The sequence below is a fragment of the Caloramator quimbayensis genome (assembly GCF_900167605.1).
GTDB classification, from domain to species: Bacteria; Bacillota; Clostridia; order Clostridiales; family Caloramatoraceae; genus Caloramator_B; species Caloramator_B quimbayensis.
This window is the reverse complement of the sequence record NZ_FUYH01000036.1, coordinates 1-18385: the sequence shown is the minus strand read 5'-3', so window position 1 is coordinate 18385 and position 18385 is coordinate 1. Positions and strand designations below refer to the sequence as shown.

18 protein-coding genes are annotated in these 18385 nt (G+C 33.9%); 10 read left to right on the top strand and 8 right to left on the bottom strand.

The window, feature by feature from the left end:
* The 5 genes from B5D15_RS13975 to B5D15_RS13955 all read left to right on the top strand — a co-directional run.
* On the top strand, positions 1–835 hold an 835-nt coding region (locus B5D15_RS13975; protein ID WP_078697731.1), incomplete at its 5' end, for a transposase.
* Positions 836–1290: 455 nt separating this feature from the next.
* Positions 1291–1797: a hypothetical protein gene (locus B5D15_RS13970; RefSeq protein ID WP_078697729.1), complete on the top strand. Its 507-nt coding sequence runs from the start codon at positions 1291–1293 to the stop codon at positions 1795–1797.
* A 13-nt stretch (positions 1798–1810) separates the two neighbouring features.
* Positions 1811–2995, top strand: a complete 1185-nt coding sequence (locus B5D15_RS13965; RefSeq protein ID WP_078697728.1) for an iron-containing alcohol dehydrogenase — start codon at positions 1811–1813, stop codon at positions 2993–2995.
* A gap of 16 nt (positions 2996–3011) precedes the next feature.
* Positions 3012–4913: an aldehyde ferredoxin oxidoreductase family protein gene (locus tag B5D15_RS13960; RefSeq protein WP_078697726.1), complete on the top strand. Its 1902-nt coding sequence runs from the start codon at positions 3012–3014 to the stop codon at positions 4911–4913.
* A 2-nt stretch (positions 4914–4915) separates the two neighbouring features.
* Entirely contained in the window at positions 4916–5161 is a 246-nt protein-coding gene (locus tag B5D15_RS13955) for a MoaD/ThiS family protein (protein WP_179122324.1), read from the top strand.
* Between the two features lie 76 nt (positions 5162–5237).
* On the opposite strand, the gene B5D15_RS15885 is transcribed toward B5D15_RS13955, so the two are convergent.
* Positions 5238–5537: a YmaF family protein gene (locus B5D15_RS15885; protein WP_078697723.1), complete on the bottom strand. Its 300-nt coding sequence runs from the start codon at positions 5535–5537 to the stop codon at positions 5238–5240.
* 132 nt (positions 5538–5669) lie between these two features.
* Here B5D15_RS15885 and B5D15_RS13945 point away from each other — a divergent pair, with 132 nt between their 5' ends.
* Positions 5670–5873: a hypothetical protein gene (locus B5D15_RS13945; protein ID WP_078697722.1), complete on the top strand. Its 204-nt coding sequence runs from the start codon at positions 5670–5672 to the stop codon at positions 5871–5873.
* 340 nt (positions 5874–6213) lie between these two features.
* On the opposite strand, the gene B5D15_RS13940 is transcribed toward B5D15_RS13945, so the two are convergent.
* Complete coding sequence (locus B5D15_RS13940) at positions 6214–6663, bottom strand: ferritin-like domain-containing protein (protein ID WP_078697721.1); 450 nt, start codon at positions 6661–6663, stop codon at positions 6214–6216.
* A gap of 523 nt (positions 6664–7186) precedes the next feature.
* Between B5D15_RS13940 and B5D15_RS13935 the strand changes: the two genes are divergently transcribed.
* Positions 7187–8200, top strand: a complete 1014-nt coding sequence (locus B5D15_RS13935; RefSeq protein ID WP_078697720.1) for an HD-GYP domain-containing protein — start codon at positions 7187–7189, stop codon at positions 8198–8200.
* Positions 8201–8448: 248 nt separating this feature from the next.
* On the opposite strand, the gene B5D15_RS13930 is transcribed toward B5D15_RS13935, so the two are convergent.
* The 5 genes from B5D15_RS13930 to B5D15_RS13910 all read right to left on the bottom strand — a co-directional run bounded on the left by B5D15_RS13930 (position 8449) and on the right by B5D15_RS13910 (position 12935).
* Positions 8449–9153 carry an ABC transporter ATP-binding protein gene (locus B5D15_RS13930; protein WP_078697719.1) on the bottom strand — a complete coding sequence of 235 codons (705 nt, stop codon included), beginning with the start codon at positions 9151–9153 and terminating at the stop codon, positions 8449–8451.
* A gap of 2 nt (positions 9154–9155) precedes the next feature.
* Positions 9156–9920, bottom strand: coding sequence for an ABC transporter ATP-binding protein (locus B5D15_RS13925; protein ID WP_078697717.1), 765 nt, complete (start codon positions 9918–9920; stop codon positions 9156–9158).
* 1 nt (position 9921) lies between these two features.
* On the bottom strand, positions 9922–10806 hold the full coding sequence (locus B5D15_RS13920; RefSeq protein WP_078697716.1) for a branched-chain amino acid ABC transporter permease: 885 nt from the start codon (positions 10804–10806) through the stop codon (positions 9922–9924).
* Positions 10807–10820: 14 nt separating this feature from the next.
* Positions 10821–11705, bottom strand: a complete 885-nt coding sequence (locus B5D15_RS13915; protein WP_078697715.1) for a branched-chain amino acid ABC transporter permease — start codon at positions 11703–11705, stop codon at positions 10821–10823.
* 72 nt (positions 11706–11777) lie between these two features.
* Positions 11778–12935 (bottom strand): ABC transporter substrate-binding protein, encoded by a 1158-nt coding sequence (locus B5D15_RS13910; protein WP_078697714.1) that lies wholly within the window; start codon positions 12933–12935, stop codon positions 11778–11780.
* 404 nt (positions 12936–13339) lie between these two features.
* On the opposite strand from B5D15_RS13910, the gene B5D15_RS13905 reads away from it, so the two are divergent.
* From B5D15_RS13905 to B5D15_RS13895, 3 genes are all read left to right on the top strand, one after another.
* Entirely contained in the window at positions 13340–14461 is a 1122-nt protein-coding gene (locus B5D15_RS13905; RefSeq protein ID WP_078697713.1) for a DegT/DnrJ/EryC1/StrS family aminotransferase, read from the top strand.
* Positions 14462–14483: 22 nt separating this feature from the next.
* Positions 14484–15659, top strand: coding sequence for a DegT/DnrJ/EryC1/StrS family aminotransferase (locus B5D15_RS13900; RefSeq protein WP_078697711.1), 1176 nt, complete (start codon positions 14484–14486; stop codon positions 15657–15659).
* Between the two features lie 256 nt (positions 15660–15915).
* Entirely contained in the window at positions 15916–16107 is a 192-nt protein-coding gene (locus tag B5D15_RS13895; protein ID WP_179122323.1) for an aspartyl-phosphate phosphatase Spo0E family protein, read from the top strand.
* A gap of 65 nt (positions 16108–16172) precedes the next feature.
* Here B5D15_RS13895 and B5D15_RS13890 read toward each other — a convergent pair whose 3' ends face one another.
* The gene (locus B5D15_RS13890) at positions 16173–18035 is read right to left on the bottom strand and encodes a glycoside hydrolase family 65 protein (protein WP_278305952.1); all 1863 of its coding nucleotides are present in this window, start codon (positions 18033–18035) and stop codon (positions 16173–16175) included.
* Positions 18036–18385: the final 350 nt, after the last annotated feature.

Genomic DNA, 18385 nt, shown 5'->3' with positions numbered 1-18385 from the left:
TCTTTTTAAAGATGATGATGATAAAGTAAAGTTTATGGATTTCGTTAAAAAAGCTCAGGACCAGTTCGAGTTTAAGGTGTATTCATACTGTCTTATGGATAATCACGCCCATTTTATTATAGATTCAAACGGTGCAGACATATCGAAGATTATGCACTTTATCAATTATAAGTACGCTATGTACTATAACAAAAGGCATGAAAGAATAGGTCACCTTTTCCATGATAGATTTAAAAGTCTTATTGTTGACAGTGACAGGTATCTTTTTGCTTTAACTGCCTATGTTCACTTTAATGCAACAGATATAAAGGGGTATGAAACAAATCCGCAGGATTACCGCTTTTCATCTCTTGGGATATTTTTAGCAGAAAAGAGAGATGAGTTTAATCTTATAGATGACAGTTTTATACTTTCTATGTTCAGCTTAAAGGAAGCAGCTGCAAGAGCAATGTACAGGGATTTTATATTTAAAGTGAAAAGTGTTGTAGATGCAAAGAGGCAGGAGTTTAAAGATGAACCTACGGAATATAGAAGCATGAGAAAGGTACTCGTTAGAGACTTATCCCCTGAAAAGATAATAGAAATAATTGCAGAAAGATTTAACATAGATAAACTAATGCTTAAGATAAAGAATTCAAAGGGAGCTAAGGAGGCAAAGGCAATACTGTGCTTTGCTTTAAGAAAGTTTTGCGATTTAAAATGTGCTGACATATGCAGGATACTTGGGAGCATGGGGCAGGCTAATGTATCGAGGCTGTGTGCTTTAGGTGCTGAGCTTATAAAGGAGGAAAGATACAGGGGGATTGTGGAGGAGATATTGGCGATAGGAGCATAGTAGCATAAAATAACTGTATATATTTATAATTATTTAATGTATAAATAGTATTAAAAATGGAACTTAATAAATGTTAAAAAATTATAAAATATATAAGCAATAAAATTGGACAAGCAAAATTAAAAATTACAAGCATAGTTAACTTCTTGTCTAAAATAAAAAGTTAACTATGCATTAAATTAATATTGCCTATAATAAGTAACCGTCCCTCACTTTTCCTACATTTTCAAGTTTACAATTCCTAAACTCTCGTTAATTCCATGTTTAGAAAATTTACGCTATATTTTCATTTAATACGTACTTATAAAAATTAAACTACTTGATAATGAAAATATAATAAATAAGTAAGTAACCGTCCCATACAAAAACATGTGATTCCATGAATTAACTGTGATAAAATTATTTGGTAGAGAGTATATATAATTTAAATAAAATGTCAGATAAGGAGGGTTATGTTGAAGGATAAAAATATCGTACCTAAAAGTAAGAAAATTAAATCTTTTTTTGCAAGAGTAATACTTTATTTTTTGGGGAGAGCATTTGTTGCGTCAGCAAAGCATGATATATATGTAAAAAAGGAGATTGAAAATTGGCCGGATTCTTTAAAAATTTTAATCAAGATTCAGTCCTTTGGTCCATGTCTTCTTATGAAAAAGGAAAAAGGCACATTAAAATATCTCGGCTCTAAGGAAGAAGATTGTGAATTCGCAGTGTATTTTAAAAACATTGAAACAGCTCTTTTGGTTTTAACAGGAAGGCTTGGAATAGATATGGCCTACGCACAGCATAGATTTAGCATGAAGGGGGATATTATTGCCTTTGGAATGCCCTTTGTCAGATGCCTTTATATTGTAGAAGCGCATCTTTTCCCAAGTTTTATTGCTAAGAAAATACTTAAAAGAATGCCTAAAAAAGGAACAAGCAGCTTTAAAATTTACATGGGAACTCTATTTGGAATATGAAAAGGGGGATATTATGATACCTTCATATTATGAATTTTTAAATTCGGTTAAAATTATCTCAGGTTTTAAGGCTTTAGAGCATATACCATCAGAACTTCAAAATTTGGGAGGCAAGAGACCTCTTCTTATAACAAATGATTTTCTCATTAAAATTGGGCTTGTGAAAACCGTTTTAGATGCTTTTGGGCAATGCGACATCACTATAGGTGCTATATATGACAGTGTTCCTCCCGATTCTTCTGTTAAGGTAGTAAACGAAGCCTCAAAGATATACAGGGAAAATAAATGCGATTCTATTATTGCAGTTGGGGGAGGTTCGGTTATAGATACTGCAAAGGGGCTTAGCATATTAATAACTGAAGATACTGATGATCTTATAAAGTTTATGGGGGCTGAAATACTTACAAAGAAAAGAGCTGTTCCCTTTATAGTTATTCCAACAACAGCAGGAACAGGCTCGGAAGTAACATTAGTTGCAGTAATTGCAAATCCTGAAAGAAATGTTAAAATGGAATTTGTATCCTATAATCTTTTGCCGGATGTTGCTGTCCTCGACCCTCGAATGACAAAATCTCTTCCACCGAAGATGACAGCATCAACAGGAATGGATGCGCTGACCCATGCTATAGAGGCATATACCTGCATTCAAAAAAATCCTTTAAGCGATGCCTATGCCTTTGCAGCTATAAAAATAATAGGAGAAAACATTATCAGTGCAGTTGAAGATGGAGAAAATGAAATTGTAAGACTTGCTATGGCAAACGCTTCTCTTATGGCAGGGGCAGCCTTTTCAAACTCAATGGTAGGAATGGTGCATGCAATAGGTCATGCCTGCGGTGGAGTATCTCATATACCCCATGGAGATGCTATGAATATACTTCTTCCCTATTGTATGGAATATAATATTGAAGCGGTTGGAGATTTATATGGGGAGATATTACTTCCTCTTTGTGGGGTTGAGGTTTATGCTTCAACACCTAAAGATGAAAGAGGGAAAAAATGTATAGAAGCTGTAAGACAGCTTCAAATTAAACTAAGGAATCTCAGCGGTCTTACTTTATCCTTAAAAGAAGCAGGGGTTAAAGAAAAGGATTTACCTAATATTGCAAATACAGCGCTGAACGATGGAGCGCTTATTATGAATCCTAAGGAAGCAGATTTTAACGATATAATGGAGATTCTAAAGGAAGCATATTAATAAAAGGGGGAATCATATGGCAACAATATATGGAGGATATACGGGCAGGGTTCTTAAAATTGATTTGAGTTTAAAAAAGGTATATGAATATCCTTTTAGCGATAAAGAAAGAGAGCTTTATATAGGCGGCAAAATAATGGCAGCAAAGATACTATATGATAATATAAATGAAAAAACAGAGCCTCTGTCTCCTGATAACTACCTTGTAATAACCACAGGTCCCTTAACAGGAACAGGAGCCCCAAGCTCAAGCAGGTTTAATATATCTACTTTATCTCCCCTGACTAATCTATTAACATCTTCAAATTGTGGAGGGAGCTTTGGAATATATCTAAAAAAAGCTGGGTACGATGGAATCGTTATAACTGGAAGGTCTGAAAATCCAATATGGATTGAGATAACGGATAAAGAGGTACAATTTCACGATGCAAAGGATATTTGGGGACTTAAAATTAGCGAGACTCAGAGTTTTTTTGGAGATAAATGCGGCAAACTTGTAATAGGGCCTGCTGGAGAAAATATTGTAAAATACGCTTCAATTTTCAGCGATGAGCGTGCAGCGGGCAGAGCGGGAGTTGGGGCAGTTATGGGATATAAAAATATTAAGGCAATAGTCGCAAGAGGAAACAATACTGTTAATGTTCATGATAAAGAAAAGCTGAAAAATTTATATAAAGATTGGGTGAAAAAATTAAAGAATCACCCAATAACAGGCAAACAGCTTCCACGCCTTGGCACAGCGGGGCTTTTAAGCGTCATGAATGCAAGAAAAATGCTTGCAACGAGGAATTTTAAATATGGACAGTATAAAGACTTTGAAAAGGTAAGCGGAGAGTATCTTGCAGAAAAATATCTAATAAAAAACAAAGGGTGCATAACATGTCCTATTCAATGCGGCAGGGTAGTTGAAGTTGAGGGAAAGCAGGTTAAAGGCCCTGAACTTGAAACCTTAGGTCTTTTAGGAGCAAATATTGAAAACAGCAGCCTTGAGCATATAATAAGGTGGAATTATGTGTTAGATGAACTTGGGATGGATACGGTGTCAGCAGGAGTAACCATAGCTTTTGCCATGGAACTTAATGAAAGGGGACTTTGGGACTGCGGTCTTGAATTCGGGAAAATAGACAATATAGAGAAAACTTTTGAAGATATTGCCTATAGAAAAGGAATAGGAAATCTTCTTGCAGAAGGAACAAGGGCTCTTTCAAAAATGTTTGGAGGAGAAGAATACGCTATGAATTCAAAAGGTCTTGAGCTTGCAGCCTATGAACCAAGAGGTGCTGTAGGCCAGGGGCTTGGATATGCAGTATCAAACAGGGGAGGATGCCACCTAAACGGAGGATATCTTGTGGTTCTTGAGGGATTAGCGCTATCAATGGATGCCTATACCAAAAAGTCAAAGGCAGCACTTACAATACTATTTCAAAATCTTATGGAAGCTGCATCTGCCTGTGGGAGCTGCCTTTTTACAACCTATCTTTTTATTCCTAAGTATCTATTAGAGCATCCAAATAGCTTTTTAACAAAGGTTTCTCTTTGGTTTTTAAAAAATTCCTCTCCCTTTGTAAATATTATAAATACTTTACCAGGAAAATTTTTTAAGTTTAATGTTTCGAGACTTCCTCATATTCGTGCATTAAAATATGTAACAGGGATGAACATGAACTTTGGAATTTTAAAAGAGATTGGAGAGAGGGGATATAACCTCGAAAGAATGGTAAACATAAAAAGAGGAATAAATGCAAAGGACGATACACTCCCTAAGAGATTGATTTCAGAGTATCAAGACAGCAGGGATAAAAGAAGTATTGTTCCTATAGAAGATTTGAAAAAGGATTATTATAAAATAAGAGGATGGGATAAAAATGGAATTCCATCACAGAAAAGGATTAAAAGATTAAGAGCTTTTGGAGGGTAAAATTGATTAAAGTTAGGTATTTCGGGATTTTAAGGCTTGATATTAAAAAAAGTTTCGATGAAATCGAAGCTCAAGATGTTGAAGTTTTGATAAATATAATATCATCAAAATATAATCTTGATATCGATGAGCTTAAAAATTCGATTGTTTTTGTAAATGGTAAAAATATAAATGAGTTAAAGGGCTTTAAAACAAAACTTTATGATTGCGATGAGGTTCAAATTTTTTCTCCCGTTGCAGGGGGATAAACAGTGCCCATAGGCTTAAAGAATACTTTAAGCCTATGGGCTTTAAAATTATATAATAAAAATTTTACTTAATTTATCAGCAATCCTTTAAGGTATATCCCATTATATAGTGGCAATGCCCCTTTGCTTTTTTTGTTAATCCACAGTAGTAGTGAATATGCCTTCCACCCCATATCGGGATTTCAAAGCAGGTTAGGAATTTGATTTCATGGCAGTGGCCGCAGGTATAATCAGTTTCGCCGTATAAGCAGTGTTTGTGGCATCTAAAATTTTCTGATGCATCTGAGATGCAGTTATAGTAATGGCTATGGCATTTACATACTGTAGTACAACCACAATAGCGGTGTACATGGCAGCTATATCCGCATTTTCCCACGTTATCACCTCAAAATATTGTTCTGATACATATTATGTTATCTTTCAAAAAATGACACAAAAAGCCTGATTTTTTATCAGGTTTTTAAATTGTGCGCCGACGTTGGCGACGGCTTTGCGGTGAAAGTCCGCTATGGTTTTATATGATGATGTGATGAGGGACAGTTACTTATTATTTAACATTAATATTATAATAGTGTACCCCCTCAAAATTAAAATAGGAAATCTTCTTGCAGAAGGAACAAGGGCCCTTTCAAAAATGTTTGGAGGAGAAGAATACGCAATGATTACTTTTTTAATTTTGAGCTTAAAATTATTGTCTTCTCTAAAAAATTAAAATGTATTAAGTAATTGCTTTATTATATGTGAAATAAGTAACAGTGCATGACTAAAAAATAGCCACAACGACGGAATGAAAAAGTTTGTCACTTGTCAACTGGGTGGCACTTTTTTTGCGGTATACCTCCTTTCTCCGGTATCTAACACTGCGTATTGTCATATATATCCAAATATGGGAATGCAACATTTTCACACTAACCGTCCCCCAATACCCCAATATCTCAAAATAATAAGATTAAATATAACTTAAACACATAAAATAAATAAACATATCTTAAAATTAGATAAAGTGTAAGAAATAAGTAACCGTCCCTCAAAAAATTTAAATTAGTTAATCTTTAGCATTTGTCCATAGTTATAAGATAATTATAAAATGAAGCGTGCCTTAGTTCGTCGGTTAAGATGTTAAATACCTGATCCTGATAGCAGCCAAGGGGAAGACCTTCTTTTATCTGCCTGTATTTTACAACAGCAGAAAGTTCTCCTTTTAATGCTTTTTTAAGTCCATCGAGATAGGAAGAGGGCTTTTGGAAAGGTTCATCTACTGATTGTATATTCTCTCCGGTAAAATTCTTATAAATCATTCTAAATATTTGATTGTGTCTTCTTTCATCGTTTCTTATAGATTCAATTATATTCTTTGCTTCCTCGTTTGGAGCAACACTGATAAGATAATCGTAGAAAAGTTCATCGTTTCTTTCGCCCTGTACAGCCTCTTTAATCATCATTAAAGATTTTTGAAACAAGTCATAATTACAAAGCATTCCGGGAAGCGGGGAGCTATTCATATTTAACCTCCAAATATTTTTTAATACAATAATATTCTATGCAATAAGTATTATTTTGTTATTGATTAAGGACTTTAATTTTTAACTTGCATTCAGAAAGTATTCATTATAATAACTAATACATATTTAACTTAGATTTGGAAATTGTTTCTTATAACCCTTTGATATATCTAAGTTTTATATTAAAATTTTTTTGAAATAGAAATTTAGTGCTATCAGTGTTTTCCAGCATTACCTGCCGAATTAAGGTTTAAATTTTTTATAAAACTTTGTATCAATGGTTTGCTATACTACTTACCGAATTTAGATTTAAATGATTTTAATAGGCAATAAGATTTTCTTACTTCAAATATTCATGATTATTTCATTAAAACAAATCAGAAAGGTTTTTTAAATTTGTATTATATAGTTTGGAGGATTAATCTGTAGTTGCTTTAAAATTCAAATTATTAAAATATTGTAAAAATATAGATTTAATTGTAAAATAAAGCTATAGAGTATAAATAAGCAAAGGATTGATGATATGAAGATAAAAGTAAATGATATAGTACCTGGATCCGTATTGAATGATAATATATTTATTAATAATGGACTTCTTTTGGTTCAAAAGGGAACAGCTTTAAGTGAAAAAATTATAGATAAGTTAAAGGAATATAATATTGAATATGTTGATGTTGATATAAGCTCTAAGGATGAGGATTTAAAGAGAATAAGTATTGTTTATACAGAAACGGTAAATAAGGTTAAGGATAAATTTAAAGTTGTAAAATTAAAGAATACAGTTGAGATATCAGAATTTAATAATATAGTAGAAGAACTTATGGACAATATAAATTCAAATGAGATACTTTTTTACAGCAAACTTTTAAGCGGAAAAGACGATTATACCCTTGAACATTCAATAAATGTATCATTAACTGCTATGCTTATGGGCAAATGGCTTGGCTATTCTAAAGCAGATATAAAACTTTTAGGAATTTGCGGAATACTTCATGATATTGGTAAAGTTTTAATACCCGAGTATATACTTAATAAGCCTTCCAAATTAACTCCAAGCGAATATAATATAATGAAAAATCATACTAAACTTGGATATCAATTGCTAAAAAAATCTAACTCAATAGATGAGAGGATAAAAAACGTTGTGCTGACTCATCATGAAAGGGTAAATGGAAAAGGATACCCCTTTGGACTTTCAGGTGGTGATTTAAGCAGCTTTTCAAAGATTATTTCGATATGTGATGTATATGATGCGGTAACATCAAAGAGGGTATACAAACCTAAGGAAAACGTTTTAAATGGACTTAAGGCTGTTTTTGAGGACAGCTATAATGGCCTCGATCCATATCTTTGCAGAGTATTTTTAAACAACGCATCTGTATCCTATCAAGGATGCAAATGCCTTTTAAATAATGGTCATATAGGAAGAATAATTAAAATACCATCAGAAAATCCTGAAAAGCCATGGATAGCTATAGATGATGAATTTTTAAACCTCGAAGTAAATAAGAATTTTAAGATTTTAGATGTTTTTTAAAACCTATTAATAAAGCCCATAAACTGCTAAAGCCAAAAAATTATAGATGTTCTTGCCCTGCTTATATCCAAAATTATATAACTTTTGGCTGCCTGAATTTCTGATAGTTATTAATTTTGAAAAAGACAAGGCTTAGAGCATTTTTATAAGTCAGAGAAATTGGCTGCGCAATTTATGGGCTTTTTAAATATTCTTTGAATGGTTTATCTTATATTATCTCAATATTTTTGGGGTTTAAGAAGTTTAATTTATTTTTTAACTCCAAGATAAGCTTCCTTTATGCTTGGATTGTTTGCAATATCCTTTGCGCTTCCTTCCATTATTATCTTTCCCTGCTCAAGAACATAGGCTCTGTCAGCTATTGAAAGGGCTTTAAAGGCGTTTTGCTCAACAAGGAGAATTGTCTTACCCATCTTCCTAATGTCAGTTATAATATCGAATACTGTTTGAACAAGCAGAGGAGCAAGTCCTAAGGAAGGCTCATCTAAAAGCATAATATCAGGACTGCTCATAAGCCCTCTTCCCATCGCAAGCATCTGCTGTTCTCCTCCGGATAATGTTCCAGAGAGCTGCTTTTGCCTTTCCTTCAATCTTGGGAAGAGAGTATACACCTTTTCAAGATCCTCTTTAATCCCTTTTTTGTCGTTTCTTAAATAAGCCCCAAGGAGAAGATTGTCCTCAACAGTAAGATTTGCAAAAACAAGCCTTCCCTCGGGAACATGACATATTCCCATTTGAACTATTTTATTAGGAGAAAAATTAAGCTTTTGATCTTTATATATTATTTCCCCTTTATATTTCAAAAATCCTGAAATAGAGTTTAAAAGAGTAGATTTTCCTGCACCGTTTGAACCTATTATAGTCAATATCTCACCCTTATTAACATTAAGGGATACACCCTTTAGAGCATGTATACCGCCGTAATATACATGAAGATTATTAATCGTTAGCATTATTACCCCTCCACTCCAAGATATGCTTCTATAACCTTTGGATTGCTTTGAATCTCAATTGGGGTACCCTCTGCAAGTTTGCATCCAAAATTTAGAACCATAATCTTTTCACATATTCCCATAACGAGATCCATATGATGGTCTATTATGAGTATCGAAAGGTCAAACTTTTTCCTGATATCAGAAATAAGGTTCATAAGCTGTGCAGTTTCATCGGGATTCATTCCCGCAGCAGGCTCGTCGAGCAGTAAAAGTTTTGGATTTAAAGATAGAGCCCTTGCAATCTCGAGCCTCCTTTGAAGCCCATAGGGAAGATTATTTGCAATAAAATCCTTTCTATCTATAAGCCCCATAATTTCAAGAAGGTTTTCAGCCTGCTCCTTCAGCTGCTTTTCCTGCTTTCTGCATCTTGGAAGATAAAGCATCGCTTCAAAAAGGCTGTAATTTGCGTTATACTGGCAGGCAGTTAAAACGTTCTCGTATACTGAGAGTTTCTTAAAAAGTCTTATATTTTGAAAAGTCCTCGTAATACCCATATCAGCTATCATGTAAGGTTCTTTATTTGTAATATCCTTCCCATCAAAGGTTATTTTTCCCTCTGTTACCTTATAGACTCCTGTTATAAGATTGAATATCGTAGTCTTTCCCGCGCCGTTAGGACCTATAAGCCCCGTTATGCTTCCTTTTTCTATTTCAAAATCAACGCTTGAAACAGCAGTAAGTCCTCCAAAGCGCTTTGTAACATTTTTCATTTCAAGTAAGTTCATTTTATTCCCTCCCCTCGCTGCTCTTTAATCTTTTTCCCTTAAGGTTTGAAAAAAGCTTCTTCATGCTTTGAGGAGTAAATTCATATCCTCCCATAAGTCCCTCGGGACGAGTAATCATAATAATAATTACAGCAAGACCGTAAATAACGAGCCTCCAATTCGAAAAGGCACGAAGAATTTCAGGAAGGGATGTTAGAACAAGGGCTCCAAGTACGCTTCCAGATATACTTCCAAGGCCTCCGAATATAACTATAATAGTAAGCTCTGTAGATTTTGTAAGAGCAAACATTTTAGGCTGAAGGAAGGTCATGTAATGAGCCATAAGACCTCCTGCAATACCAGCATAGGCAGCGCTTATCATAAGAGAAATAAGTTTATATTTAAAAACATTAATTCCCGCTATTTGAGATGCGAGCTCCTCTTCCCTGACTGCAATCATGTTTCGTCCATGCTTTGAACGTATGAGGTTGGCTAAAAGAACTATTGCTATTATATTTATTATTACAACGTTTGTAAGATTGGTGTAGGCAGGGATTCCAGGCCATCCCCTTGCACCACCGAAATACTGCACATTATCAAGTATTAGCCTTGTTGCCTCTCCAAAACCAAGGGTTGCTATACAAAAGTAATCTCCCTTAAGTTTTAATGTAAGTGCACCTATTATTGCGCTTACAAAGGATGCAGCGATTGCTCCAATTAGCAGTGCAGGTATAAAGGGCATATGATATTTAACAGTCATGGCAGCAGCTGTATAACCTCCTATTGCCATAAAGCCTGCGTGACCAAAGGAGAAAAGCCCAGTAAATCCTGTTAAGAGGGACAGGCCGAGTACCGCCATTAAATTTATTCCTGATAGTATTAAAATACCTTGAATATAAGCATCCATCTAAACTACCCCCTTTACGCCTTATCCTCATTTGATTTACCCATAAGTCCTCTGGGCCTTATTACAAGTACTGCTATTAAAAGAACAAAGGCTATTAAATCTCTATACTGAGATGAAATATAACCCGAAGTAAATGTTTCTATGATTCCAAGAAGAACTGAACCTATAACAGCCCCGGGAAGGCTTCCAAGTCCCCCGAATACTGCGGCAATAAAGGATTTATTTGTTATAACTCCGATTTGGGGATAAACAGTATATTTCATTCCAAAGAGAACTCCTGCAATTCCTGCAAAAAATCCTCCAAGAGCGAATACTGTAATTATAATAAAGTCAGTATTGATTCCCATAAGTGCGCTTGCTTTTATGTTATATGAAGTCGCCTGTATTGCCTTTCCTATCTTTGTAAAGTCTATGAAATAAACTAAAAGCCCAAGGCATATTGCAGATATTATAAACATCAGTAAATCGAGCCTTCCAACCGCAAGACTACCGATTTTAATAGGGGTTTTTGAAAAAATTTCAGGGTATGTTCTAAAGGTAGGTCCTATAAAGGGAAGGGCGATTATTATATTTTCAAGAAATATAGACATACCCATTGCACATATTATAAAGTACAAAAAAGGTGCTCTTCTGTTTCTCAAAGGCTTGTACGCAGTTCTTTCGATTATTATTGCAAGAATTGCTGTACTTAGTGCAGCACCAATCAGTGCTACAGGAAATGGAAGACGAAAAAGGGTGAGATAAAAAAATCCAAAGTAAGCTCCAAACATTATAACTCCGCCGTGGGCAAAGTTACTGAAATTCATTATGCTGTATACAAGCGAATATCCAACGGCCATAAGGGCATATACGCTTCCTATTGAAAGACCGTTTATGAGCTGTTGTAAAAATTGAGTCATAAATATATCACCTCTTTACATATAAAGAGCAGAATGAAGGATATCCTTCTTTCATTCTGCTCTGATATTTTATCACTGTGGAGTATATTTTTGCTGGAATATATATTTTCCGTCAACTATTTTTATTATAGCTGCTTCCTTGCCCTCTGGGTTGTGAGTATCCTTACCGATTTTAATTGTTCCTGTTATACCTTTAATGTTAGTTTCTTCTAAAGCTTTTGCAATTTTTTCTGAGTTTGGCTCTCCTGCTCTTTGAAGTGCATCTACGAACATGAGCACAGCGTCATGAACAAGATATCCGTTAAGCTCAACTTCTTTTCCATATTTGTTTTTATATCTTGTCTTGAAGTCTTGAACTTCAGGATCGTTAAAATCAAGGTGGTTAACAAAGTACGAACCTTCAACAGCATTCTTTGCCATCTGAAGCAGCTGATCTGATGGCCAGCCGTCTCCTCCCATTAGAGTTGCTGTTATTCCAAGCTCTCTTGCCTGATTAGAGCTTAGAGCAACTTCTTTGAAGAAGTATGGCATAAATATAACTTCAGGATTTGCGGCTTTTATCTTACTAAGCTGAGGTCTAAAATCAACATCACCGCTCTTAAATCCTTCCTTTGCAACTATTTTTCCGCCCTTTTTAGTGAAGGTTTCTTCAAAGAACTGGGTGAGTCCCTGTGAATAGTCATCTCCAACATCATATAATATAGCAGCAGTTTTTGCTTTAAGTATGTCAGCAGCATATCCTGCAGCAACTGCTCCCTGATATGGGTCTATAAAGCATACTCTGAAGTTATAGGGTTTAACTTTTCCATCCATAACAGTAACCTTTGGATTTGTAGCAACTGTTGCAATGTCTGGAACCTTTGCTGCTTCAAGAACTGGTGCTATTGGAATCGCACTTCCGCTTGCGTTTGGTCCTAAAATAGTTACAACCTTGTCCTGGGTTGTAAGCCTTTTTGCAACGTTAACGGCTTCCTGTGGGTCGCCTTTTGTATCATATCCGACAACTTCAAGTTTCTTGCCCAATACTCCGCCCTTTGCATTTATTTCTTCAAAGAGCATTTTAACAGTATTTAATTCACATTGTCCCCAAACAGCCTGGTCACCAGTTAATGAGCCCATCCAGCCGACCTTTATAGTGTCGCTGCTGACTGCACTTTTCTGGCCGCAACCTGCAAACAGGGAGATTGTCAAAAGACTTATAAGCAATAATGAAATGACTTTTTTGTACATTGTTTCCCCTCCTTGATTATACATTTAGTTTAATAATTATAAAATATTTTACTTTAAAAACGTGTAAAATGCAATAAAAAAATTGTTTAAAGTGATATAAATGAAATTAATTTAAAAATTAACGTCTTTCCTTAAGTATGCTTTATATAAATTCAATTTGTAGAAAAATGCTGTTATGTATACTGTATAAATATAATTGGATTATATAATAACAGAATTATCAAACATTTCAACATGTAATATATTTTTTCCAACATATAAAATAATTATTAATGATTTGATAATAATATGTTAAAATTCAAAAAATAAATAAAAAAAGTAGTATAATGTTAACAATATAGTATAAAAATGATATCATTATATTGGTTTAAAGTTACTCATAAAACAATAAGGAGTGATGATTGGTGAAAGTACCCTTTTATTCTTCAGTCAGGGAATACAATAATAGAAAAAAAGAGTTTGATGATGCAATACAATCTGTGATAAGTCAGGGTAATTTTATTCTTGGAAAACAGGTTGTTGATTTTGAAGGTGCTATAGAAAATTATACAGGAGCAAAGTATGCAATAGGCGTTGCATCAGGAACTGATGCTCTGACAATTGCTGCTGATATTTTGGGGTTTAAAGATGGCAAGGAAGTTATAACATCCCCTTTTACATTCTTAGCCTCCGCTTCATGCGTGCTTAGAAATAAAGGCAGAGTCGTTTTTGTAGATATCGACGAGGAAACTTTCAGCATTAATGCGGATTTAATCGAGGAAAAAATTAATAATAATACAGTAGGAATACTTCCTATACACCTTTTCGACCAGATGGCTGATATGGATAGGATAATGGAAATTGCTAAAAAGCATAATCTAAAAGTTCTTGAGGATGCTGCAGAAGCCTTTGGAATGAGATGGAGGGGGAAAGGAGATACATATAAGCATTCAGGAACGATAGGGGATTTTGGTATTTTTTCATTTTTCCCTACAAAAACCCTCGGAGGATATGGCGATGGAGGTATGATAGTAACCAACGATGAAAACCTTGCAAGCCTATCAAAAAGTTATAGGGTTCATGGTGCTTCTAAAAAATATCATTATGATTATATAGGTTACAATTCAAGACTTGATACCCTTCAGGCAGCAGTTTTAAACGTTAAACTTAAATATATAGATGAAGCTATTAAAAAAAGAGAGCATGTTGCAAAGCTTTATATGGAGAATTTAAAGGACTGTCAGCATGTAAGGCTTCCTAAGATTAAACATGAGCAAAAAGGGGTATACTATGTATTCAATATATTAGCAGAAAAAAGAGATGAGCTCTCTTTATACCTTAAAGAAAATGAGATAGGATACAGCATATACTATCCTATGCCTCTTCATCTTCAAAAAAGCTTTGAGCATCTTGGATATAAGAAGGGAGATTTCCCTGTTGCAGAAAAAGTTTCGCAGAGCATAATAGCCCTTCCGATATATCCTGAAATAACCGATGATGAAGTATTATATGTATGTGAAACAATAAAGAAATTTTACAGCAGATGATTTGAAAGTGAGGATGATTGTTATGGAAAAAAAGATACCTTTTTCTCCTCCGGATATTACTCAGGAGGAAATAGATGCTGTTGTTGAAGTTTTAAAGTCAGGCTGGATAACAACAGGACCTAAAACCTATGAATTTGAAAAAAATATGGCAGATTATTGCCAGACCAATCACGCTGTAGCATTAAACAGTGCAACAGCAGGGCTTGAGCTTATTTTAAAGGTGTTTGATATAGGAGGAAATGATGAGATTATTACAACTCCCTATACCTATACAGCAACTTCAAATGTAATACTTCACAGAGGAATTAAACCTAAATTTGTTGATGTAAAAAGGGATAGTTTTCTAATTGATGAGCAGGGAGTTTATGATGCTATAACTGAAAATACCAAGGCTATAATTTCTGTAGACATTGCAGGCGTTCCTGTAGACTATGATAAATTAAGACAGGTTTTAAAGGCTAAAAAAAGGGAAGATATTATATTGATATCAGATTCAGCCCATTCCTTCGGTGCAGAATACAAAGGCAAAAAAGTTGGAGGGCAGATGGACTTTCATGTATTCTCTTTCCATGCAGTAAAAAATCTTACTACTGCAGAGGGAGGAGCTATTACATATAATAATAACAATTTTAAAGGAAAAGAAGATTTATATAAAGAGTTTAAATATACAGCTCTTCAGGGACAGACTAAGGATGCACTTTCAAAGATGAAGGCTGGGGCTTGGAAATATGATATATTAACCGATGGATTAAAATGCAACATGACTGATATAATGGCTGCAATTGGAATAGTTCAGCTTAGAAGGTTTGATGAGATGCTAAGCAAAAGAAGGCAAATCGTTAACATTTATAACGATATTCTTTCTAAAAAAGAGTGGGCAATAATTCCTTTTGCAAAGGACAGCATTAAGGAAACATGCTACCATCTATATCCTTTAAGGATAAGGGGTTTTGATGAGGAGAAGAGAAATCAGGTTATACAGATGATGGCGGATATGGACATAGCAACAAACGTTCACTTTATTCCTCTCCCAATGCTTACATTGTATAGGAACCTCGGATATAAGATAGAAGATTATCCAAACGCCTATGACCAGTATAAAAATGAAATATCGCTGCCTCTATATTCAATCCTTACATTAGAGGATGCACAGTATGTAGCTGAAAAACTTGTTGAATGTGTAGAAAAAACGATGTAGTGTATATTTATGCAAGGATATAGTAATAGGGCATAATAGAATATAAACAATGCTTCCTGTATAAATTCCTACAGCAGGAAGCTTTGTTTTGCTGCTATGAAGAATTTTTAAACAAATTACAAAATATATAACTAATTGCCATGAATGTTAAGTATATGTTAAAAAAAGAAAAAAATGTTTATTTAATAATAATTATCGTGTATAATTAAACTAACAGAGGAAGAAAATGTATAAAAATATGAAGGGGTGAATGATTATGAAGGACTTTGGAGATTTGTCAAATAACAATAGTCCCGAATATTTTAAAACCCAGATAGAAAGTTTAAAGATGGAACTTGAGGAACTCATAAATAAAAATGATAAACTTATTGCCCCTCAAATTGTATCAATAAGCCAGAAACTCGATGATCTGATTTTGAAATATATTAGTACAAGCCATAGAAAATAAATATCTTTATATTATTAAGGCTGCCAAGATGTAGGCAGCCTTTAATAATATATTTTAAATAGGGGTTAGCGCATTATATCAACTATATAGGGGTTGTTCTTTGAAAGTTTTAGCTCATTATCATAGCAGAAAACGGTTAAATCCTCTCCTTCAATTAAATCAAAGCAGACCTTTTTCATATCAACGGATACTTTTATAAGTCTTTTTTTGTAATTTACTTTAAATGAATATCCTTGCCATGAACCTAAGAGGGCAGGTTTGAAGAAGACTTTATCCTCAAAGACTCTAAAACCTCCAAATCCGAATACTATATCCATATATGAGCCTGCCATGTTTGCAGCATGAATACCGTCTTTTGTATTTCCGTGATTGTCGTCTAAATCCATTCGTGCGGTTTTTATAAAGTAATCATAGGCTTTATCGATATATCCTACATCGCAGGCAGCTATGCTGAAAATACAGGGAGAAAGGGAAGAATCGTGGGTTGTGATTTTTTCATAATATTCAAAGTCCCGTTTCTTTTGCTCTATAGTAAATTTTTCGCTGAATAAAAACAGGGCTAAAACCCAGTCAGCCTGCTTGCACACCTGGTGCCTGTAAATTACAAGAGGATGATAGTTTAATAAAAGAGGATATTTTTCCTTTGGAGTATTTTCAAAGTCCCATATTTTTTTGCTAAGGAATGTATCATCCTGCGGATGAATTTTAAGATTGTTATCATAGGGTATATACATATTATCAGAGATAGTTTTCCAATTATCTATTTCATCATCTTCAAGACATAGTTCGTTTTTTATATTGTTAAAATCGCTTATATATTTTTCTTTTAGGAGCATTGCTGTGTCAAAGGCGTATTTTAAATGCTCCTTTGCCATAATATTTGTATAGGCATTGTTATTAACAATTGCTGTATATTCATCAGGACCAGTGACACCATCAATACAATAGCCTTTATTCTCAACAAAGTGGCATATATCAGCAAAAATCCTGACACTTTCAAATACAATCTTTGCTCCCATTTCCCTTAAAAAATCAAAGTCTTCTGCGGCCTCAACATATTTTTTAATTGCATAAGCTATGTCTGAATTTATATGATACTGTGCGGTAGATGCAGGAAAATATGCAGAGCATTCCTCTCCATTTATAGTCCTCCAGGGAAAGAGAGCTCCTTTTTCATGGGACATCTGCCTTGCGCGCTCTCTTGCTTTATCTAAAGTATTATATCTATATTCTAAAAGTTTTCGTGCTATTTCAGGTTTTGTATAGGTAAAAAATGGAATAACGTACATTTCTGTATCCCAAAAATAATGTCCTTCATATCCTTCCCCAGTTAAACCCTTTGCACCTATATTTGTTTTTCCATCCTTTCCAGTTGACTGTAAAAGGTGGAACATATTAAATCTTATTCCCTGCTGAAGATACAAATTTCCCTTTATTTCAACATCTGATTTGTACCAAAAATCCTTCATATATCCTATCTGCTCAGTTTTAATTTCTTCAAATCCTTTATTTAAGGCTTCATTCAATATTTTGCTGCTGATATCATCCATATCATGCTCACAGCAGTCCCTCGAAGTTATATAAACTATATATTTATTAAACAATATTTGTTGAGATTTTTTTATATTAAATTCATAGCAGATGCCTATTTTATATTCTTCTTTATAATCATAAGATATACAATCATTGCTGCCTTTTAATATATTTTTTGATGTACATAAAAGCCTAAGTCCTGAATTTTTTGTTTTTATCTGCATTTTTAATATATCTTTATCTATTCCTTTATCATTAATTAAAAAAGCCCTGTCTAATATTCCTGAACCTAATCTGGGATCTTCTATTGATATAGAATTTTTAACGTCCCCATCAAGCAAAGATATTAATTTAATTTTTCCTTCAAAATCTATTGATTTTAATGAAAGCCTTATTATGCCAGAGATTTCGCACTTGAAAATTTTTAGGGCGATAAGCCCGTTGATTTATAATGGTTAAGAAATAGTAAGTAGAAATTAGGTATTTTCCGATTTTTACTGGAAAATATAGAGAAAAAAATTGCATAAAGAAAGCATCCTTTTTATAATAGTTTTACCACAAACAAACATAAAAAGGATGCTGATGAAATGAACAAAAGTTATTTAAAACAAATGCTCACTTACTTTTCTAAAGTATATCATCTTGGAGAAAAAATCAATACCTTAAATAAAAAAAGAGTGAAATCCCCATTTGAAATTTCAACGATTACATTTGTAGTTTTGTTTGCATTTATGCTTCAAATAAG

Excerpts from the sequence above, each read along its gene's own strand:
- B5D15_RS13965 (WP_078697728.1), top strand. The coding sequence starts at position 1,811 with ATGATACCTTCATATTATGAATTTTTAAATTCGGTTAAAATTATCTCA.
- B5D15_RS13960 (WP_078697726.1), top strand. The coding sequence starts at position 3,012 with ATGGCAACAATATATGGAGGATATACGGGCAGGGTTCTTAAAATTGAT.
- B5D15_RS13945 (WP_078697722.1), top strand. The coding sequence starts at position 5,670 with ATGGTTTTATATGATGATGTGATGAGGGACAGTTACTTATTATTTAAC.
- B5D15_RS13940 (WP_078697721.1), bottom strand. The coding sequence starts at position 6,663 with ATGAATAGCTCCCCGCTTCCCGGAATGCTTTGTAATTATGACTTGTTT.
- B5D15_RS13935 (WP_078697720.1), top strand. The coding sequence starts at position 7,187 with ATGAAGATAAAAGTAAATGATATAGTACCTGGATCCGTATTGAATGAT.
- B5D15_RS13930 (WP_078697719.1), bottom strand. The coding sequence starts at position 9,153 with ATGCTAACGATTAATAATCTTCATGTATATTACGGCGGTATACATGCT.
- B5D15_RS13925 (WP_078697717.1), bottom strand. The coding sequence starts at position 9,920 with ATGAACTTACTTGAAATGAAAAATGTTACAAAGCGCTTTGGAGGACTT.
- B5D15_RS13920 (WP_078697716.1), bottom strand. The coding sequence starts at position 10,806 with ATGGATGCTTATATTCAAGGTATTTTAATACTATCAGGAATAAATTTA.
- B5D15_RS13915 (WP_078697715.1), bottom strand. The coding sequence starts at position 11,705 with ATGACTCAATTTTTACAACAGCTCATAAACGGTCTTTCAATAGGAAGC.
- B5D15_RS13910 (WP_078697714.1), bottom strand. The coding sequence starts at position 12,935 with ATGTACAAAAAAGTCATTTCATTATTGCTTATAAGTCTTTTGACAATC.
- B5D15_RS13900 (WP_078697711.1), top strand. The coding sequence starts at position 14,484 with ATGGAAAAAAAGATACCTTTTTCTCCTCCGGATATTACTCAGGAGGAA.
- B5D15_RS13895 (WP_179122323.1), top strand. The coding sequence starts at position 15,916 with ATGAAGGACTTTGGAGATTTGTCAAATAACAATAGTCCCGAATATTTT.